Here is a 19,544-nt window from a genome sequence, read left to right as displayed (position 1 = left end):
GGGGCTTCGGCCCGCGTATCGGAGAAGAGTTGCAATGAATTGGCCGGCGGCGATGCGGCCAGCAAAAGAAGGAACTGGTGCAATGACCATCAAGCTGCAAAAGCCTGATATCACCGAGTTGAAGCCTCGGATTACCGTGTTTGGCGTCGGTGGCGGCGGCGGTAACGCCGTCAACAACATGATCACCGCCGGCCTCGAAGGCGTCGACTTCGTCGTCGCCAATACCGATGCCCAGGCGCTGACCATGACCAAGGCCGAGCGGATCATCCAGATGGGCGCCCGGGTCACCGAAGGTCTCGGCGCCGGTTCGCAGCCGGAAGTCGGCCGCGCCGCCGCGGAAGAATGCCTCGACGAGATCGTCGATCACCTGCACGGCACGCATATGTGCTTCGTCACCGCCGGCATGGGCGGCGGAACCGGCACGGGTGCCGCGCCGGTCGTCGCGCAGGCCGCCCGCTCCAAGGGCATCCTGACCGTCGGCGTTGTCACCAAGCCGTTCCACTTCGAAGGCCAGCGCCGCATGCGGCTTGCCGAATCCGGCATCCAGGAACTGCAGAAGTCGGTCGACACGCTGATCGTCATCCCGAACCAGAACCTCTTCCGCATCGCCAATGACAAGACGACCTTCGCCGACGCGTTCGCGATGGCCGACCAGGTTCTCTATTCGGGCGTCGCCTGCATCACCGACCTGATGGTCAAGGAAGGCCTGATCAACCTCGACTTCGCCGACGTCCGCTCGGTGATGCGCGAGATGGGCCGCGCGATGATGGGTACCGGCGAAGCATCCGGCCCGGGCCGCGCCATGCAGGCCGCCGAAGCCGCCATCGCCAACCCGCTGCTCGATGAGACCTCGATGAAGGGCGCCCAGGGCCTCCTGATCTCGATCACCGGCGGCCGCGACCTGACGCTGTTCGAAGTCGACGAAGCTGCGACCCGCATCCGCGAAGAAGTCGATCCGGATGCGAACATCATCCTCGGCGCGACCTTCGACGAAGCGCTCGAAGGCCTGATTCGCGTATCGGTCGTCGCGACCGGCATCGATCGCGCCGCCGGCGCCGTCGACATCCGTGCCGCCGAAATGCGCGCCGCCACGAAGCCGATCATCCGCCCGTCGGCGGCCATTGCTCCTGCTCCGGTTGCCGCTCAGCCGGCTCCGGTCATGCAGGCAGCCCCGGCTCCGAAGCCGTTCGTCGATCCGATCGCCGAGACGATCCGCATGGCGGAAGCCGAAATGGAACGCGAACTTGCTATCGCTGAACCGCAGCACCAGCATGCGGCCCCGGCACCTCAGCCGGTCGCTCCGCAGCCGGTCATGCATCAGCAGGAAGAGTTCCGTCCGCAGAGCCGCATCTTCGCAGCGGCTCCGGCCGAAGCACCGGCTCCGGTCATGAGCCGCCCGGCTCCGGCCCCGCAGCCGGCCCCGGTTCATCATCACGTGCAGCAGCCCGCTCCGGCGATGAGCCAGCCGGCGCCGCGCCCGGCGCAGCCGGTCTACCGCGAGCCGCTGGCGCCTTCGATGTCGCAGGTGGTCGAACCGGTCCGCATGCCGAAGGTCGAGGATTTCCCGCCGGTCGTGAAGGCCGAGATGGATCGTCGCGCCCAGCCCGTGCAACATGTGCAGGAAGAGCGCGGCCCGATGGGTCTCCTGAAGCGGATCACCAACTCGCTTGGCCGCCGCGAAGAGGAAGAGCCTGCTCACGTCGAGCCGGCGGCACCGGCTCCGGCCCCGCAGCAGCGCCGTCCGCTGTCGGCCGAAGCAAGCCTCTATGCGCCGCGCCGCGGCAATCTCGACGATCATGGACGTGCGGTTCCGCAGGCCCATCACGAGGAAGATCAGCTCGAAATTCCGGCCTTCCTGCGCCGCCAGTCGAACTGAGTTAAAGACGGTCACGAAACGTGAAGAAGGCCCGGATCACGCATCCGGGCCTTCTCGCGTTTTCTCAATCAACACGCAGGGTTAACAACGTAACAATCCGAAATGAACAGTGATTTGGATTGTGCCGGATGGCTGCGTATGAAGGACTCTGAGACACGCCGACAGAGATCGACCGATTCAGGCGATCGGTCCGGCAGGCGTTAAGAATATCGGATCCTTCTGCTTTACGGATCCGGCGAAAAGAAGGCAGCAGGAATGACCATCGGACTGTTCGGTTTCCAGACCACCATCGCCTCCCCGGTAACCCTGAAGGGCATTGGCGTTCATTCCGGAGCCCCCGTAAGCCTTACTTTTCAGCCTGCAGAAGCCGGCACCGGCGTAATCTTCACGCGTCTTCTCGACGACGGCAGCTCGGTCGAATATCGGGCCGTTTCCTCCCAGGTCGGCAATACCGATCTCTGCACCGTTCTCGGCACGTCGCTTTCCCGCTCCGTCGCGACGATCGAACATGTGATGGCCGCGATTTACGCGCTCGGCATAGACAACCTCATGGTTGAAGTCGACAGCGGCGAAATGCCGATCATGGACGGCAGCTCCCTTCCTTTCATCGAAGCCATCGAGCAGGCCGGCATCGTCAATCTCGGCATCAAGCGCCGCTATATCCGCGTCCTGAAGCCGGTGCGCATCGACGCAGGTGCGTCCTGGTCGGAGTTCCGCCCCTATGACGGCACGCGCTTCGAAGTCGAGATCGACTTCTCTTCGCCGCTGATCGGCCGTCAGAGCTGGAAGGGCGACCTGACCGCAGAGACCTTCAAGCAGGAACTCTCCCGCGCCCGCACCTTCGGTTTCATGCGCGACGTGGAACGTCTCTGGGCTGCCGGCTACGCGCTCGGCTCCTCGCTCGAAAATTCGGTGGTCATCTCCGACGACGACACGATCGTCAATGTCGAGGGCCTTCGCTACAAGGACGAATTCGTCCGCCACAAGACGCTCGATGCCGTCGGCGACCTGGCGCTTGCCGGCGCCCAGTTCATCGGCTGCTACCGCTCCTATCGCGGCGGCCACAAGATGAATGCCAATGCGCTGAAGGCGCTGATGAGCGATCCGACGGCTTATGAGGTCGTCGAGGCTCCGTCGTCGCGTGCGGCCCGCGTGCGGGCGCGGGAGTTCGTACCGGTCAACGTGCCGGAACTCGCGTCCTGGTTTGCCTGATAAAGTTGATCCAGTCGACTCGGCCGCTTCTCCGGAAGCGGCCTTTTTCTTTTTGGGAGACAGGTTCCGATTTAACCTTGAAATGCCGTATATTGCGGCGACGTGCCACAAAAATGCATTAATGCCACAGCATTGCGTTGCTCTCCCTTTGCTTTTATGGCTAGAACGGCCTGCTTGGGCAGCGGGCTTTTCAGGCGCGGGACGATCAGGAATTCTCGAATGAACCATGTAAGGTCTGTTGGAATGCGTAAGACGGCAAGAGTAGCGCTTATGTCGCTGGTGCTGGCCGGCGCCGGCTTTGGCATGACCGCGTGCCAGTCGGATCCCGATATCGACATCACCAAGCTCGGTCTCGAAACGGATGCGCCGGAGACGCTCTACAACCAGGGTCTCGCCAACATGAAGGCCGGCAACCTTGCCGAAGCGGGCCGCAAGTTCGATTCGATCGACCGCCAGAATCCCTTCACCGAATGGGGCCGCAAGGCGCTCGTGATGAGCACGTTCACCAAGTATCGACTCGGCCGCAACGACGAGGCGGTGGCCACCGGCAACCGCTACATGAGCCAGTATCCGCAATCGCAGGATTCGGCCTATGTCCAGTATCTCGTCGGCCTCGCCTATTCCAAGCAGATCGCCGACGTGACCCAGGACCAGCGCGCTGCGGTGCGCACCATCGATGCGATGAACAAGGTCGTGACCAATTATCCGACCTCGGAATATGTCGAGGATGCGCAGGCGAAGATCCGCTTTGCGCGCGACCAGCTCGCCGGCAAGGAAATGCAGATCGGCCGCTATTACCTGGAGCGCAAGGAATATCTTGCCGCGATCCAGCGCTTCCGCAACGTGGTCGAGCAGTATCCGAACACCAACCAGGTGGAAGAGGCGCTGGCGCGTCTGACCGAAGCCTATTATGCGATGGGCATCACGGAGGAGGCGCAGACCGCTGCCGCTGTCCTCGGGCGCAATTATCCCGACAGCCAGTGGTATGCCGATTCCTTCAAGCTCCTGAAGGGCAACGGCGTCGAACCGCGCGAGAATCGCGGTTCGTGGATTTCCCGCGCCGGGGCCAAGCTGATCGGCGCATAAGGTCTGAGACATGCTGATCCAGTTGTCGATCCGCGATATCGTTCTGATCGAACGGCTGGACCTTGCCTTCGAGACCGGCCTTTCGGTTCTGACCGGCGAAACCGGCGCCGGCAAATCGATCCTTCTCGACAGTCTTTCGCTGGCGCTCGGCGGCCGCGGCGATGGCGACCTGGTGCGCCATGGGGAGGACAAGGGCCAGGTGACGGCCGTCTTCGACGTCTCCGGCAGCCACGGCGCCCGAAAGCTCCTGCGTGATAACGGCATCGACGACGACGGCGACCTGATCTTCCGCCGCATCCAGTCGGCCGACGGGCGCACCCGCGCTTCTATCAACGACCAGCCGGTCAGCGTGCAGCTGATGCGCCAGGCGGGCCAGCTTCTGGTCGAAATCCACGGACAGCACGACGACCGGGCGCTGATCGACACGGACGCGCACCGCACGCTGCTCGACGCCTTCACGGGCTTGGGCGACGAGGTGCTGCAGCTTTCCGGCCTCTATCGCTCTTGGAGGGACGCGGAACGGGCCTTCAAGACCCATCGCGCCAAGGTGGAGGCCGCGGCGCGCGAAGCCGATTATATCCGTGCCTCGGTCGAAGAGCTCGAAGCGCTCTCACCGCGCGACGGCGAAGAGGACGAGCTCGCCGAGCAGCGCTCGCGAATGCAGAAGTCCGAACGCATCGCCGGCGACATTTCCGAGGCCTCCGAATTTCTCAACGGCAATTCATCGCCCGTGCCGCTGATCGCCTCGCTGGTGCGGCGCCTGGAGCGCAAGAGCCACGAGGCGCCGGGCCTGCTGGAAGAGACCGTCGAGCTTCTCGACCAGGCGCTCAACTACCTCTCCAATGCCCAGATGGAAGTCGAGGCGGCGCTGAGGCGCACCGAATTCGACCCGCGCGAACTGGAGCGAGTCGAGGAGCGACTGTTTGCCCTGCGCGCCGCCGGTCGTAAATATTCGATCCCGGTCGCCGACCTGCCGGCGCTTGCCGAAAAGATGATATCGGACCTTGCCGATCTGGATGCCGGTGAGGAGAAGCTCGCCGAGCTGGAAAAGCTCACCGCCTCTGCCAAGGCCGCCTACGATCAGGCCGCCGCCATCCTGTCCGAGAAGCGCCGGCATGGCGCCGAGGCGCTGGCCGACGCCGTGATGGCCGAGCTGCCGGCGCTGAAGCTCGAACGGGCCCGCTTCATGGTCGATGTGGCGAGCGATCCGGAAGCGGCGAGCGCCGAAGGCATCGATACCGTCGAGTTCCACGTCCAGACCAACCCCGGCACGCGTCCCGGTCCGATCATGAAGGTCGCTTCGGGCGGCGAGCTGTCGCGTTTCCTTTTGGCGCTCAAGGTGGCGCTCGCCGACCGCGGCTCGGCCCCGACGCTGGTCTTCGACGAAATCGATACCGGTGTCGGCGGTGCCGTCGCCGATGCGATCGGCCAGCGGCTGAAACGATTGTCGGACAAGGTGCAGGTGCTGTCCGTCACCCACGCGCCGCAGGTGGCCGCGCGTGCCGCCACCCATCTCCTGATCTCCAAGGGACCGGCCGGCGAAGGCACAGACAAGATCGCCACCCGCGTCGCCACCATGGAACCGGAACACCGCACGGAAGAGATCGCCCGCATGCTCGCCGGCGCATCGGTGACCGACGAGGCGCGGGCGGCGGCCAAGCGGCTTTTGGCGGGGAACGGTTAGGCTTTGCGCTGGGGGCCGGCATCGCAGCCCTATCTCTTATCGCGCCCCAAATGCCATCCCGCAGAACCTTCCCCCACCCTTCCCATCGCTAAAAATTGCTCTACAAAACGACTCCTCGCTATCCGAGGAGTAGACCCGCATGCCCGCCGAACAGACCCCCGTCGAAAACCTGACCGAGGAACAGGCCGCCGCCGAACTGGCCTATCTGGCGGCGGAGATCGCCCGCAATGACGAGCTCTACCACGGCCATGACGCGCCGCAGATTTCGGATGCGGATTACGACGCGCTGAAGCGACGCAACGATGCGATCGAGAAGCGGTTTCCGCAGCTGATCCGTGCCGACAGTCCCTCTATCCGGGTCGGCGCTGCGCCGCTGCCGACCTTTGCCTCGATCACCCATTCGCGGCCGATGCTGTCGCTCGACAACACGTTCTCGGATGACGACGTGCGGGATTTCGTATCCTCCGTCTATCGTTTCCTTGGCCAGCTTCCGGATGGATCGATCGCTTTTACGGCAGAGCCTAAGATCGACGGGCTGTCCATGTCGATCCGCTACGAAAACGGCCGGCTGGTGAATGCCGCCACCCGCGGCGACGGCACGACCGGCGAGAACGTCACCGAGAACATCAAGACCATCAAGGAAATCCCCAACCGCCTGCCAGCCGGCGTGCCCGATGTCGTCGAGGTGCGCGGCGAGGTCTATATGACGAAGAGCGACTTCCTGGCGCTCAACGAGAAGATGGTGGCGGAAGGCAGGCAGACCTATGTCAACCCGCGCAACACGGCCGCGGGGTCGCTGCGCCAGCTCGACGCCAAGGTGACCGCCAGCCGCAACCTGAAGTTCTTCGCCTATGCCTGGGGTGAGATGTCGGAAATGCCGGCCGACACCCAGATGGGCATGGTCGAAAAATTCAGGGAATGGGGTTTCCCGGTCAATCCGCTGATGAAGCGGCTTTCCGCGGTCGAGGATATCATCGCCCATTACAAGGATATCGGCCTGAAGCGTCCGGATCTCGACTACGAGATCGACGGCGTCGTCTACAAGGTGGACAGGCTCGACCTGCAGGCCCGGCTCGGCTTTCGCTCGCGTTCGCCGCGCTGGGCGACGGCGCATAAATTTCCGGCGGAACAGGCCTTTACCCATGTGGAGCGGATCGACATCCAGGTCGGCCGCACCGGCGCGCTGACGCCGGTCGCGCGCCTGACGCCGGTCACGGTCGGCGGCGTGGTCGTCACCAACGCGACGCTCCACAACGAGGACTATATCAAGGGGCTCGGCAACTCGGGCGAACCCATCCGCGAGCCGGACCACGATATCCGCGTCGGCGATACGGTCATCGTGCAGCGGGCAGGGGATGTCATCCCGCAGGTGCTCGACGTGGTGATGGAGAAGCGTCCTTCGGAAGCGGTGCCTTACGAATTCCCGAAAAAATGCCCGGTCTGCGGCAGCCATGCGGTGCGCGAGCGCAACGAAAAGACCGGCAAGCTCGATTCGGTCACCCGCTGCACCGGCGGTTTCGTCTGCCGGGCGCAGGCGACCGAACACCTCAAACATTTCGTGTCGCGCAACGCCTTCGATATCGAAGGCCTCGGTTCGAAACAGATCGATTTCTTCTTCGAGGCGGAAGACGAGGCGCTGAGGATCCGCACCGCGCCGGATATTTTTACGCTGAAGCGGCGACAGGAGGGATCGACGCTGACCAAGCTCGAAAATATCGAGGGCTTCGGCAAGGTCAGCGTCAAGAAGCTGTTCGATGCGATCGACGAGCGGCGCGAGATTGCACTCCACCGCTTCATCTACGCGCTCGGCATACGCCATGTGGGCGAGACCACCGCCAAGCTGCTCGCGCGCGCCTACGGGACCTATGAGGCCTTTGCGAAGGCCATGGACGACGCGGCCGAGCTTTCCGGCGACGCCTGGGACGATTTGAACAATATCGAGGGCATCGGCGAGGTGATGGCGCGCGCCATTGTCGAGTTCTTCAAGGAGCCGCGCAATGTCGAGGTGATTACGCGGCTTCGCGAAGAGGTGACGCCGCAGGCGGCCGAACAGCCGGTCGCATCGAACAGCCCGGTCGCGGGCAAGACGGTCGTCTTCACCGGCTCGCTCGAAAAATTCACCCGCGACGAGGCCAAGGCGAGGGCGGAAAGCCTTGGCGCCAAGGTGGCCGGATCGGTCTCCAAGAAGACCGACTATGTGGTCGCAGGCCCGGGCGCCGGCTCCAAGCTCGACAAGGCGAGGGAGCTCGGCGTCCAGGTGATGGACGAGGACGAATGGCTGGCCTTCATCGGGTGATAGCCTTCGTCGGGTGGCGAAGGTCACGCCCTGAGTCGCGCCATCGAATAGGCATCGACATATCGTCCTTCGCGGAAGGCGAATTGTTTGAGATGGCCTTCCACCTCGAAGCCGAATTTCCGGTAGAGCGCGATAGCTGCCTCGTTGTCGGTGTAGACGGTTAGTTCGACGCGCTTCAGGTCCAGCCACCGGTCGGCGATGGCGAGGATTTCGCCGATCAGGGCGCGGCCGATCCCGCGGCCAATATAGGCGTCGTGGACGCCCATGCCGATACTTCCGGCATGTCCCCGACGACTCGCATAGCGGGTCATACCGACATCGCCGACGATCCTGTCCTTTAGGACCGCGACCAGCGAGATGAAATTGGCGGACTGGTTCTCGATGCCCTTGCGGATTTCCTCCGAGCTGTGGTGCGGCGTTCTGAGGGTGCCGTAGCGGTAGCCGGGCATATTGTGCAAGGCGGCAATGGCCGGCGCGTCCGCCAGCGTGCGTGCGCGGAGCGACAGGCCTTCGGGCCATCGCGCCTCGGGATCCAGCGGTGGTGGGATATCGAACTCTGTCATGCTTGCTCTCCTTGGTCTTCGCCGAGGCAGAGCGGAAATACCGAACCCTGCCATCGGCAGGGTTGGTGGACGGATGACCGGCTAACGCGCCAAAACCGCCACGCACCCTGCGAGGTGAATGGTCACGGTAAGATGCATGTGAGCGGCGAAACGGGTCATGGCGGCCAAGGTCTCAAAGAAGCGCCAATGCGTCAAGAGGGGGAAACGCGCTGACCGTCTTTGCCGAATCATCCGTCGGTCTGTAGAAGTTCTCCGACCTTCATCCGGAACTCGCCCTTGAAAACCATCGCCATCGATTTCGAGACCGCCAACGAGCAGCGCGGCAGCGCCTGTTCGGTCGGGCTTGCCTGGCTGGAGGGCGACGAGGTGGTGCGGGTGGAGGAACGGTTGATCCGTCCGAAAGACATGCGGTTTTCGTCCTTCAACGTGGCGATCCACGGCATCCGGCCGGAACATGTCGAGGATGCCGGCGAGTTTCCGGAAGTGATGGACGAGTTCGCCGACGATTTTCGGGGCGCGACGATGATTGCTCATAACGCGGCCTTCGATTTCAGCGTCTGGCGGGCCTGCCTCGATGCCTATCGGCAGAGTTATCCGGAGCTCTCCTATCTCTGCAGCGTAAAAATGTCGCAGAAGGTCTGGCCGCATCTCGGCTCGCACAAGCTCAACGTCCTTGCCCAGCATCTCGGCCTCAGGTTCGCCCATCACAATGCCGCCGAAGACGCGGCCGTCTGCGCGCGAGCGACGGTCGCGATCGCAAAATCGCTTGCCGTGCAACATGTCCGCGACATTCCGGCGATGATCGGCATGAAGGTCGGGCGGCTGTTTTCCGGTGGCTACGCGCCCTGCACCTGCCGACTGAAATAGGAGTTCGGCTGAGGCCTGCTTGTTTCTGCCCCGGCAATCCTTATCTCTGATCACGGATCGTTTACCGGAGCCGTGCCCCATGAGACACCCCATCAACCGCCTTGCCTGCCTTGCATCCGCCGCAGCCTTTTCGCTGGGCGTGCTTGCCCTTCCCGCTTCGGCCGAAGTGGTCGGCGAAGTCGGGGTCGACTGGATCGGCAACGACATCATCGTCGAGGCTGTCGCCGATCCGCAGGTGAAGGGCGTCACCTGCCACGTGACCTATTTCGAGCGCGGCATCATCGACCGGCTGAAGAACGGCAACTGGTTCGAGGACCCGTCCAACAATTCGATCGCCTGCCGCCAGACCGGCCCGATCGAGATCGGCAATATCGATCTCTCCAAGGATGGCGACGAGGTGTTTCGCGAGGGCATGTCGCTGATCTGGAAGTCGCTGGTCGTCAACCGCATCTACGACAAGGCCAATGATACGCTGATCTATCTCGTCCATACCCGCGAACTCACCGACGGTTCGGCGAAGATGGCGATCTCGACCATTCCGCTCTATAACCAGAACGTCACCTGGAAGAACGGCAAGCCGTAATCGGGCTCATGTAAGGGCGGCGGCGGCCGCCCGGCCGGCATTGCGGCCGGAAAACAGGCATCCGCCGAGAAAGGTGCCTTCGAGCGCCCGATAGCCGTGCATGCCGCCACCGCCGAAACCGGCGGCCTCGCCGACGGCATAGAGCCCAGGGATCGGTTCTCCGTTCTCGCCGAGCACGCGGGCCGAGAGGTCCGTCTCGATCCCCCCGAGCGTCTTGCGCGTCAGGATATTCAGTCTCACCGCGATCAGGGGTCCGTGCGCCGGATCGAGAATACGGTGGGGTCTAGCCGTGCGCACCAGCTTTTCGCCAAGCGAACGGCGGGCATTGTGGATGCCCATGATCTGCGCGTCCTTGGCAAAGGGATTGGCCACCTGGCCGTCACGGGCCGATATCTCGCGCTCGATTTGTGCAACGTCCAAAAGATTGCTGCCCGCGAGCCGGTTCATGCCGGCCACCAGATCGCCAAGGCTCTCGGCGATCACGAAGTCCTCGCCATGTTCCTTGAAGGCCTCCACCGGCCCGGTCGCCTTCCTGCCGATCGCCCGTTTCGCCGTCAGCTTCCAGTCGCGGCCGGTGAGATCGGGGTTCTGTTCGGAGCCGGAGAGCGCGAATTCCTTGCGGATGATGCTCTGGTTCAGCACGAACCAGCTGTAGTCATAGCCGGTCGCCATGAGGTGCTGCAGCGTGCCGAGCGTATCGTAGCCGGGAAAAAAAGGGGCGGGCAGGCGCTTGCCCGTCGCGTCGAACCATAGCGAGGAAGGGCCGGGCAGGATGCGGATGCCATGGTTTTGCCAGATCGGGTTCCAGTTCCGCAGGCCCTCGGTATAGTGCCACATGCGGTCGCGGTTGATCACCTGCCCGCCGGCCGCCCGGGTGATGCCGATCATCCGCCCGTCCACGTGTCTCGGCACGCCCGAGACCATGAACGCCGGCGGTCGCCCCAGCCTTGCCGGCCACATCTGCCGTACGAGGTCCTGGTTGCCGCCGATGCCGCCCGAGGCGACGATGACGATCGGCGCATCGAGCTCGAAGTCACCGGCCGGTGTCCTGGAGGTTTCCTCGCCGCGCAGCGCCGTGCTTGCCGCAAGGACCGTGCCTGCAACCCCTGTCACGGCGCTGCCGGTCCTGACCAGATTGTCGACCCGGTGCCGCCAGAGAAAGCGGATTCGGCCGTTTTTCTCCGCCTCGCGCGCCCGGCGCTCGAACGGTTCGACGACACCGGGGCCTGTTCCCCAGGTGGTGTGAAACCGAGGCACGGAATTGCCGTGCGAGGTCGCCGAGCCGCCGCCACGCTCGGCCCAGCCGACGATGGGGAAGATGCGGTGACCCATGTGCCTGAGCCAGGAGCGTTTTTCGCCGGCGGCGAAGGCCACATAGGCTTCCGCCCACAGGCGCGGCCAGTGGTCTTCCTCGCGGTCGAAACCGGCGGTGCCCAGCCAGTCCTGCCAGGCGAGATCCAGCGAATCGCGGATGCCCATCCGCCGCTGCTCGGGAGAATCGACGAGGAACAGCCCGCCGAGCGACCAGAATGCCTGGCCGCCGAGGTTCTGTTCCGGTTCCTGGTCGAGGATGACGACGGAGCGGCCGGCATCTGCAAGTTCGGTCGCGGCGACGAGGCCCGAAAGGCCCGCGCCCACCACGATGGCGTCAACTCTGTCGCTCAAGCGCGCCCCTCCCAAAGCGTGAAGATGCAGAGCATGCTGCATCCTGGCGCTGAATACAGTCATGCTGTGTGGCTGAGGTCAACAGGATGGCGGGCAAAACGACAAAACCGGACTCGGCAGGCGAACCCGGTTTTGAAATCCGTCGGGAATGGTGGGCGAATCAGCGGACGTAGACGATCCGGCTGCCGTCGGCGGCGGTGTCGATCGCCACGACGTTGTTGAGTTCGACATTCTGGCTCAGCAGATCGGCGCGCAGCGCGCGGTCGGTCTTCACTTCGTTCTGGGCCTTCTGGATGGTGGCCTGATCCGGGTGGATGAAGGCGTCCGGAACGTCCAGCCGCTTTGCGCTGTCGTCGAGTTCGGGGTTGGTAAAGACGATGGCGACGTCGCCGGCGGGTTTTGCCGTCATGCCCATATCGCGGGCATAGGCGGTTCCCATCGTGGCGGCGGACATCAGGACTGCGAGAGCAAAAGCCTTGTTCATGGTCATTCTCCTATCTTGGTAGCCACCCGAAGAGCTTTTGAAGCGGTCCGGTTGGGCGTTTGCGGCAGGAGAACGTCGACTTGCTTCCTCGGTTCCGGTTAAAATTATTACAAATAGGCAATGATTACAATAAGTTAATCTCCCGTCACATCTGCGTGTAACGGGAGATCCGGTCATAGTTTCGAACTTTTTTGTGCCGCAGATTACGCGGCTTCGCGCGCGAGTTCGTCGGCGATCACGGTGTCGAGGTTCAGGAAGCAGACCATGGTCTTTTCGAGCGCCACGATGCCGCGGCAGAAAGCGCGCTGGGCTTCCGGAATGATTTCCGGGGCCGGCTGCAGGTCTTCCCCACGGATGGTCATCATGTCCGATACCTGTTCGACCAGCAGGCCGACCAACTTGCCGGCGATGTCGGTGACGATGATCGCGGAGCGTTCCGACGGTTCGGTCATCTTCATGCCGAGGCGGCAGGCCATGTCGATGACCGGGATCACCGCGCCGCGCAGGTTGATGAGGCCGAGCACGTAAGGCGGGGTGTGCGGCATCGGGGTCACCGGCGCCCAGCCGCGGATTTCGCGGATCGCCATGATGTCGATGCAGAATTCCTGGTCTCCGAGGTGAAAGGAGACGATTTCAAGGTAGGCGCCGGACTGCTTGATGGCATTCGTCATGTCAGAACTCTTCCCATTTGTCTGAGGATCCCACGGCCTTCGGCTTGGCGGAGGTGGGGGTGTTGCTGAAGGCTCCCGCGAGCTTGTTCATCAAGTTGAGTGCGGGCGATGGTTTGGGTGGCGTGGAAGCGCTCGCAGTCTCGACGGCGCGAGGGCCATTGCCTCCACGGATCTGGAAATGGCCGATCAGCTTGTTCAGGTTTTCGGCATCGCTGGCCAGCGAATGGCTGGCAGCAGTGCTCTGCTCCACCATTGCGGCATTCTGTTGCGTTGCTTGGTCCATCTGGCCGATCGCCATATTGATCTCGGTTAATCCGGTCGATTGTTCGCGCGCAGAAGTGAAAATCGCGTGAACGTGATCGTTGATTTTCAGCACGTCGTCGCCGATCCGGGTGAGGGCGTCGCCTGTCGCCTTCACCAGGTCCACGCCGGTTTTGACCTCGTGGTTCGAACGGGTGACCAGTGCCTTGATGTCCTTGGCCGCACCGGCGGCGCGCCCGGCGAGCTCGCGCACTTCCTGCGCGACGACGGCGAAACCCTTGCCGGCCTCGCCCGCGCGGGCTGCCTCGACCCCGGCATTGAGAGCCAGCAGGTTGGTCTGGAAGGCTATTTCGTCGATGACGTTGATGATCTTGCCGATTTCGGCGGTCGCGCCCTCGATCCGGCCCATGGCGGCCGTGGCATCGCGAACCACGCCGGAGGACTTTTCGGTATAGTCCTTGGCGTCGCTCACCATCTGCGTCGCTTCCTCGGCGCGGCTGGTGGCGTTGCGTACGGTCGCCGTGATTTCTTCGAGGGCTGCCGATGTTTCCTCGAGCGAGGCCGCCTGCTTCTCGGTCCGCTTCGCCAGGTCGTCGGCAGCGGAGCGCATCTGGTTGGCGTTGGCACCGATGGAGCTGGAGCTGTTGGCAACCTCGGTCATGATGTGGCGCAGACGCTCGACGACCCGGTTGAAGTCGGTGCGCAGGCGCTCGAGATCTCCGCGGAAGGGACGATCGAGGGCAGCTGCGAGGTCGCCTTCGGAGAGACGGTTGAGCGCGCTCGCAAGCGAATCGACCGCGAACTGGAGCGCCTGGGCTTCGGCCTTCTGTTCCGACTCGCTCGCCTGCCGCTGGGTCTCGTTCCGGCGACGTTCGTCGTCCAGGCTGTTCTCCAGGGTCTGGCGCTCGACGGCCGCAAGCCGGAAGATATCGGTGGCGCGCGCCATCTCGCCGATCTCGTCGCCGCGGTCGATGCCGGGCACGGATGTCTCGTAGTCGCCGCCGATGATCCGCTGCATGCTGGCGCGAACGCCGTCGATGCCGCGCCGGATGGCGCCGCCGTGAATGCTCTGCAGGATCGCCATGGCGACCAGTGCGATCAGGCCGCAGCCAAGCTGCACATAAAGAGCGTTCGAGGAAAGCGTGTTCGCCTCCCGAACGCGGTTTCTGACAAGCTTTTCGCCTGCGACGGCTGCTGCCTCAAGCGTTGTGCCAAGCCGTTCGCCGGCGCCGTCGATGACGTCGTCGATCTTGTCATAGGCGTCGTCGGGCGCGCCGGTTTCGACCATTTTCCTGAGATCGACCTGGATCGCGGTGGAAACGGCCGAGAGATCCGTCTCAAAACCTGTGACGAGGCCCGGATTGCCGATGTCGGCCGCGAGTTTCTTCAGATCAACCGAGGAGCTTTTCAACTTGTCGATGGAGCCCGCCATCGCCTTCAGCCGGGCGGGATCGACGCGTTTGTCGTCGCGGTCGACGATCGTGTCCATCGCTGCCAGGACGAGTTCCAGGTTGGCGATGCGCATGCCGTTGACGGTATCCACATGCTCCCGAATCTCGGTGGCGCGCTGCAGCGCTTCGTTGACCTGGCGGCCTTCGTACCAGCCGACAAGCAGCATGGCGCCGATACCGGCAAAGGCGGATCCTGCCAGCGTCCATAGCCGGTGATTGACCGATAGCGTCTTGCGAATGGGCTTTGCCGTCATGCTGCTGAAATTCTCCCGGCGCCGGACAGGTCCGGCAGGCTTTCGGATAGAGATGGGAACAGGGAGCGAGCCGATATCGGCGACGTCATGTCTTTGGGTGTTCTCGCGATCTCGCGGCACTCGGTACGATGCGTTCCGCATCTCACTCCCATGTGCCGCAACGATTCGTGAACCACCTTCGCCGCCATAAGATCTCAGACAGATATTAATCTTACGCTAAGCTTGTTTGGAGGTTGTGGCGCCTTCCAAGAAGCCGAAAAAGGTTGTAGATTGAACACCATGGATAGCACCCTCGACGGTTACCGCCTGCCGCTGATCACCGCCCTCAGCCTGCTCTTGCTCGGGCTCGGCGGCATCGCCTTTTACGGCTGGCTCCGGTTCGGCTCTTCCATCCTGCTGACGCTCGATGAAACCGGTCTTTCCTGGTGTTTCTGACCGCTGCCTTTCCGTTGAGACAAATCAGCGCGATGTCTTTCGAAAACGACTTCTTGAATTGCGCGCCCGTCGGCTCGGGTCTATCGCTCCGTCGACTGGGCCTGAAGTGAAGAGTTACCGATGAAGAGCTTCCGAATTGTTCTGTGGATCGCCGTCGTTGCGTTGGCGGGCGTGCTGGTGGCGCTGACGCTGACATTGACGCGTTCGAAACAGCAGCTTGCCGAGGGGCCGTTCGGCGTACCGTTCGAACTCGTCGCTCAGAACGGCCAACCGATCACCGAAAGGGCCTTCCAGGACAAGCCGACGGCGCTGTTTTTCGGCTTCACCCATTGCCCGGAAGTCTGCCCCACGACGCTTTTCGAGCTCAATGGTTGGCTGCGCAAGGTCGATCCGGACGGCACCAAGCTCAACGGATATTTCGTCAGCATCGATCCGGAGCGCGACAGCCCGGAACTGCTCGGCCAGTACGTTTCCAATGTCACCGACCGGGTGAAGGGCATTTCCGGCCCGCCGGCCAAGGTCCAGGAGATGGCCAAGGGGTTCAAGGTCTATTTCAAGAAAGTGCCGGTCGACGAGAAGGATCCGAACGGCGACTACACCATGGATCATACGGCGTCGGTATTCCTGCTCGACAATGGCGGCCGTTTCGCCGGCACGATTGCCTACGGCGAAAACCCGGACGTCGCGATCAAGAAGCTCGAAAATCTGATCAAGGGCTGATACGTTTGACGTTGAAGCCGACAGGGCTTCTGTGGCAATCCTCTCCGCCACCGATCAATAGCTGAGAGACCGTTTCCTTGAGCGAAATCCGCCTTTACGTCACGTCCACCGAAAAAGGTGCGGCCGAGATCCTCGATATCCTGTCGGAGGTTTTCGGCGAAGAGGATTTCGCCATCGCCACCACCGAGGTGGACGAGAAAAAGGACATCTGGGAAGCCTCCGTCTACATGATGGCGGATGACGAGGAAGTCGTGCGCGAGCGCGTCGCCGAGGGTCTCGCCCAGGCCTTTCCCGCTCTGGAAATCCAGAGGGAAGTCATTCCGGACATCGACTGGATCGCCAAGTCGCTGGAGGGGCTGAAGCCGGTGAGAGCAGGGCGGTTCATCGTTCACGGCTCGCATGACCGCGACAAGGTGAAGGTCAACGACATCGCCATCGAGATCGATGCGGGCCAGGCCTTCGGCACCGGCCATCACGGCACTACAGCCGGATGCCTCGAAGTGATCGAGGACGTGATGCGCGCAAGACCGGTTCGCAACGCGCTCGACCTCGGAACCGGAAGCGGCGTGCTGGCGATTGCCGTGCGCAAGCTGCGCAATATTCCCGTGCTCGCGACCGACATCGATCCGATCGCCGTGCGGGTGGCCAGTGAAAACGTCCGCCGCAACGGCATCGCCACCGGCATCCGCCTGGAGACGGCGCCGGGATTTCATTCGCCCGCGTTCGATCGCGAGGGGCCGTTCGACCTGATCATCGCCAACATTCTCGCACGGCCGCTGATGAAGATGGCGCCGCAGCTGGCGGCACATCTGGCGCCGGGCGGTTCGGTCATCCTGTCCGGCATCCTGGCCGGACAACGCTGGAAGGTGCTGGCCGCCTATAGCGGCGTCCATCTCGCCCATGTCCGCACCATATGGCGCAATGGCTGGGTGACGATCCACCTGCGCAACCGGTGATCCATTTCGCAATGCAGCATTGAATTAACTGCATGGCTTCTGATGCGGACAGCAAAAAGGCGACACCAGAGGTGCCGCCTTGCGACCAGTTCTGAGACTGATCTGCCCGCGAGCGTGAGGGAGGAGTCTGCTCGAGCGGGCCTCGTATCCTGGTAGCCGGGGCGGGTGAGGGAGGAGTGCCCGCGCCGGCCGTATGATCAGAATACGTAGCTTAGAATACGTAGCTCTGGGCACCCTTGCGGCGCAGTTCTTCGCGGCTGGTGCCGAGGCCCTTCAGCGTTTCGTCGTCGAGGTTCAGCAAGGCGCCGTTGACGTAACGGGCAACCTGACGCTCGCGAGCTTCGACCACGCGGTTGAAGGCATTGCGGAAGAAAGAGTTGGCCATGGAAGCGATCCTTTTGATACGGGCCTTGTTCGGCGCCCGTTCGATGATGTGAATATAGCGATTGCTGCACCGCACAGTGAGAGGGCTTCTCTCATTGGTGGTATGCGTTTGCTGCATAGGATGGCCAGATCCGCGCCAGACCTCGTGAGCAGATGCACAATCGCCGCTCATTCAGCCCGTCTGGCAATGTCCGTCGAAGATCGGCTAACATGGTCCGACCTCTCGGAATCAGGCAGCCCGGAAAAACAACCTCATGTTCCAGTCTTTCGAAGTGAAGTCCGCCCCGCAGTTCGGCCGTGATCGCGTCAGCGCGCTCAGAGCGAAATTCGCGGAGCTCGGCATTGACGGTTTTCTCGTTCCCCGTGCCGACGAGTATCAGGGCGAATACGTGCCGGCCTCGGCCGAACGCCTGTCCTGGCTCACCGGTTTCACCGGATCGGCCGGCATGGCGCTCGTCACGCAACGTGAGGCTGTCGTTTTCGTCGACGGACGTTACGTCACCCAGCTTGCCGAACAGGTGGATGGCTCGGTCTTTACCGCCGGCGATCTCGTCAACGAGCCGCCGCATGTCTGGCTGCCGCGCCACGGCGCAAAAGGTTTCCGGCTCGGCATCGATCCGTGGCTGCATGCGGGGGCGGAAGTGCGCCGGCTCGAAAAGGCACTTGCCGAGATCGGCGGTTCGCTGGTTCTGCTCGACAGCAATCCGCTCGACGCAATCTGGACCGATCGGCCGGCCGAGCCCCTCGGCGCCGTCTCGATTCAGAAACAGGAGCATGCCGGCACGCTGGCGGGCGAGAAGATTGCCTCGATTGCGAGCCAAGTGAAGGACAAGGGAGCTGCCGCGGTCGTCATCGCCGACCCGACCTCGGTCGCCTGGATCTTCAACATCCGCGGCAACGACGTACCGCACACGCCCTATCCGCTGTCGCGCGCCATCATCCCGGCCGAAGGCAAGGCCGAGATTTTTCTCGACCAGATGAAGACCGGCATCGAACAGGCGGCCTATCTCGCCCAGATCGCCGTCCAGCGCCCGCCTTCGGAATTCCTCGCGCGGCTTGCGGCTCTCTCGGCGGACGGCGCAAGGATCCTCATCGACCCTGACCTGACACCGCTGGCGCTTACCAAGGCGATCGCGGCCGCTGGCGGCGAGGTTGTCGAGGCTTCCGATCCGGCAAAACTGCCGCGCGCCTGCAAGAACCGCGAGGAGATCGAAGGCTCGGCCAAGGCGCATCTGCAGGATGGCGCCGCAATGGTCGAATATCTCTGCTGGTTCGACGCCCAGGCGCCCGGCACGATCACCGAGATCGATGCGGTCAAGGCGCTGGAGGCGGCCCGAGCCCGCGTCGGCCAGGCCATGCAGAACCCGCTGAAGGACATTTCCTTCGACACGATCTCCGGTGCCGGCGAGCACGGCGCGGTCATCCACTACCGGGTGACGACCGAGACCAACCGCAAGCTCGAAGCGGGCGAGCTTTTCCTGGTCGATTCGGGCGCGCAATATGTCAACGGCACGACCGACATCACCCGCACGGTCGCGGTCGGCTCCGTTCCGGAAGAGCACAAGCGCTTCTTCACGTTGGTGCTGAAGGGCATGATTGGCATCAGCACCGCGCGCTTTCCGAAAGGCACGCGTGGCTGCGATCTCGATCCGCTCGCCCGCATCGCGCTCTGGAAGGCTGGCGGCGACTATGCGCACGGTACGGGCCACGGCGTCGGCTCATACCTTTCCGTCCACGAGGGACCGCAGCGGATCTCGCGGCTGGCGACCCAGGAACTGCTGCCCGGCATGATCCTTTCGAACGAGCCCGGTTATTACCGTCCCGGCTCCTTCGGCATCCGCATCGAAAACCTGATTTATGTGACCGGAGCGGAAGAGATCGACGGCGGCGACCAGCCGATGCTCGCTTTCGAGACGCTGACCTGGTGCCCGATCGACCGCCGCCTCGTGCTGCCTGACCTGATGACCGCCGAGGAACTCGGCTGGCTGAACGGTTACCATGCTGCCGTGCGCGAAAAGCTGCTGCCGCTGATCGAGGACGACGCGGTCAAGACCTGGCTGGTGAAGGCGACGGAGCCGCTTTCCTGAGCCGGCGCC

General features: G+C 63.2%; 17 protein-coding genes. 11 read left to right on the top strand and 6 right to left on the bottom strand.

Going from position 1 to position 19,544, the window contains the following annotated elements:
* The first annotated feature begins 82 nt into the window (after window positions 1-82).
* From ftsZ to ligA, 5 genes are all read left to right on the top strand, one after another.
* Window positions 83-1,876 (top strand): cell division protein FtsZ, encoded by a 1,794-nt coding sequence (gene ftsZ, locus GQ59_RS27380; RefSeq protein ID WP_037087408.1) that lies wholly within the window; start codon window positions 83-85, stop codon window positions 1,874-1,876.
* Window positions 1,877-2,131: 255 nt separating this feature from the next.
* A complete protein-coding gene (gene lpxC / locus GQ59_RS27375; RefSeq protein ID WP_037087405.1) occupies window positions 2,132-3,088 on the top strand; it encodes a UDP-3-O-acyl-N-acetylglucosamine deacetylase in 957 nt (318 codons plus the stop codon).
* A gap of 243 nt (window positions 3,089-3,331) precedes the next feature.
* A complete protein-coding gene (locus tag GQ59_RS27370) occupies window positions 3,332-4,174 on the top strand; it encodes an outer membrane protein assembly factor BamD (RefSeq protein WP_105430592.1) in 843 nt (280 codons plus the stop codon).
* Between the two features lie 10 nt (window positions 4,175-4,184).
* Window positions 4,185-5,858: a DNA repair protein RecN gene (gene recN, locus GQ59_RS27365; RefSeq protein ID WP_037087399.1), complete on the top strand. Its 1,674-nt coding sequence runs from the start codon at window positions 4,185-4,187 to the stop codon at window positions 5,856-5,858.
* Between the two features lie 139 nt (window positions 5,859-5,997).
* Entirely contained in the window at window positions 5,998-8,154 is a 2,157-nt protein-coding gene (gene ligA / locus GQ59_RS27360) for an NAD-dependent DNA ligase LigA (RefSeq protein ID WP_037087397.1), read from the top strand.
* A 23-nt stretch (window positions 8,155-8,177) separates the two neighbouring features.
* Here the strand turns inward: ligA and GQ59_RS27355 are convergent, their stop codons facing one another.
* On the bottom strand, window positions 8,178-8,717 hold the full coding sequence (locus GQ59_RS27355; RefSeq protein ID WP_037087395.1) for a GNAT family N-acetyltransferase: 540 nt from the start codon (window positions 8,715-8,717) through the stop codon (window positions 8,178-8,180).
* Window positions 8,718-8,993: 276 nt separating this feature from the next.
* Between GQ59_RS27355 and GQ59_RS27350 the strand changes: the two genes are divergently transcribed.
* Together GQ59_RS27350 and GQ59_RS27345 are read left to right on the top strand one after the other, a co-directional pair.
* A complete protein-coding gene (locus GQ59_RS27350) occupies window positions 8,994-9,584 on the top strand; it encodes a 3'-5' exonuclease (RefSeq protein ID WP_037087393.1) in 591 nt (196 codons plus the stop codon).
* Between the two features lie 79 nt (window positions 9,585-9,663).
* Entirely contained in the window at window positions 9,664-10,167 is a 504-nt protein-coding gene (locus tag GQ59_RS27345) for a CreA family protein (RefSeq protein ID WP_432762613.1), read from the top strand.
* Window positions 10,168-10,173: 6 nt separating this feature from the next.
* On the opposite strand, the gene GQ59_RS27340 is transcribed toward GQ59_RS27345, so the two are convergent.
* The 4 genes from GQ59_RS27340 to GQ59_RS27325 form a co-directional block, all read right to left on the bottom strand.
* The gene (locus GQ59_RS27340; protein ID WP_432762614.1) at window positions 10,174-11,874 is read right to left on the bottom strand and encodes an FAD-binding dehydrogenase; all 1,701 of its coding nucleotides are present in this window, start codon (window positions 11,872-11,874) and stop codon (window positions 10,174-10,176) included.
* 118 nt (window positions 11,875-11,992) lie between these two features.
* The gene (locus tag GQ59_RS27335) at window positions 11,993-12,316 is read right to left on the bottom strand and encodes a hypothetical protein (protein ID WP_037087390.1); all 324 of its coding nucleotides are present in this window, start codon (window positions 12,314-12,316) and stop codon (window positions 11,993-11,995) included.
* 203 nt (window positions 12,317-12,519) lie between these two features.
* Complete coding sequence (locus GQ59_RS27330; protein ID WP_037087389.1) at window positions 12,520-12,987, bottom strand: chemotaxis protein CheW; 468 nt, start codon at window positions 12,985-12,987, stop codon at window positions 12,520-12,522.
* Between the two features lies 1 nt (window position 12,988).
* Window positions 12,989-14,953, bottom strand: coding sequence for a methyl-accepting chemotaxis protein (locus GQ59_RS27325; protein ID WP_037087388.1), 1,965 nt, complete (start codon window positions 14,951-14,953; stop codon window positions 12,989-12,991).
* A gap of 279 nt (window positions 14,954-15,232) precedes the next feature.
* Between GQ59_RS27325 and GQ59_RS32770 the strand changes: the two genes are divergently transcribed.
* The 3 genes from GQ59_RS32770 to GQ59_RS27315 all read left to right on the top strand — a co-directional run bounded on the left by GQ59_RS32770 (window position 15,233) and on the right by GQ59_RS27315 (window position 17,064).
* A complete protein-coding gene (locus GQ59_RS32770) occupies window positions 15,233-15,388 on the top strand; it encodes a hypothetical protein (protein WP_167336317.1) in 156 nt (51 codons plus the stop codon).
* A 120-nt stretch (window positions 15,389-15,508) separates the two neighbouring features.
* On the top strand, window positions 15,509-16,108 hold the full coding sequence (locus GQ59_RS27320) for an SCO family protein (protein ID WP_037087386.1): 600 nt from the start codon (window positions 15,509-15,511) through the stop codon (window positions 16,106-16,108).
* Between the two features lie 77 nt (window positions 16,109-16,185).
* A complete protein-coding gene (locus GQ59_RS27315; RefSeq protein WP_037087385.1) occupies window positions 16,186-17,064 on the top strand; it encodes a 50S ribosomal protein L11 methyltransferase in 879 nt (292 codons plus the stop codon).
* 211 nt (window positions 17,065-17,275) lie between these two features.
* Here GQ59_RS27315 and GQ59_RS32765 read toward each other — a convergent pair whose 3' ends face one another.
* Complete coding sequence (locus GQ59_RS32765) at window positions 17,276-17,449, bottom strand: hypothetical protein (RefSeq protein WP_037087476.1); 174 nt, start codon at window positions 17,447-17,449, stop codon at window positions 17,276-17,278.
* A 253-nt stretch (window positions 17,450-17,702) separates the two neighbouring features.
* Here GQ59_RS32765 and GQ59_RS27305 point away from each other — a divergent pair, with 253 nt between their 5' ends.
* A complete protein-coding gene (locus GQ59_RS27305; protein WP_037087384.1) occupies window positions 17,703-19,535 on the top strand; it encodes an aminopeptidase P family protein in 1,833 nt (610 codons plus the stop codon).
* Window positions 19,536-19,544 lie beyond the last annotated feature (9 nt).

Origin of the sequence: Neorhizobium vignae (assembly GCF_000732195.1) — a bacterium.
Taxonomy (GTDB): domain Bacteria; phylum Pseudomonadota; class Alphaproteobacteria; order Rhizobiales; family Rhizobiaceae; genus Neorhizobium; species Neorhizobium vignae.
This window is presented reverse-complemented; position numbering and strand designations above follow the sequence as displayed.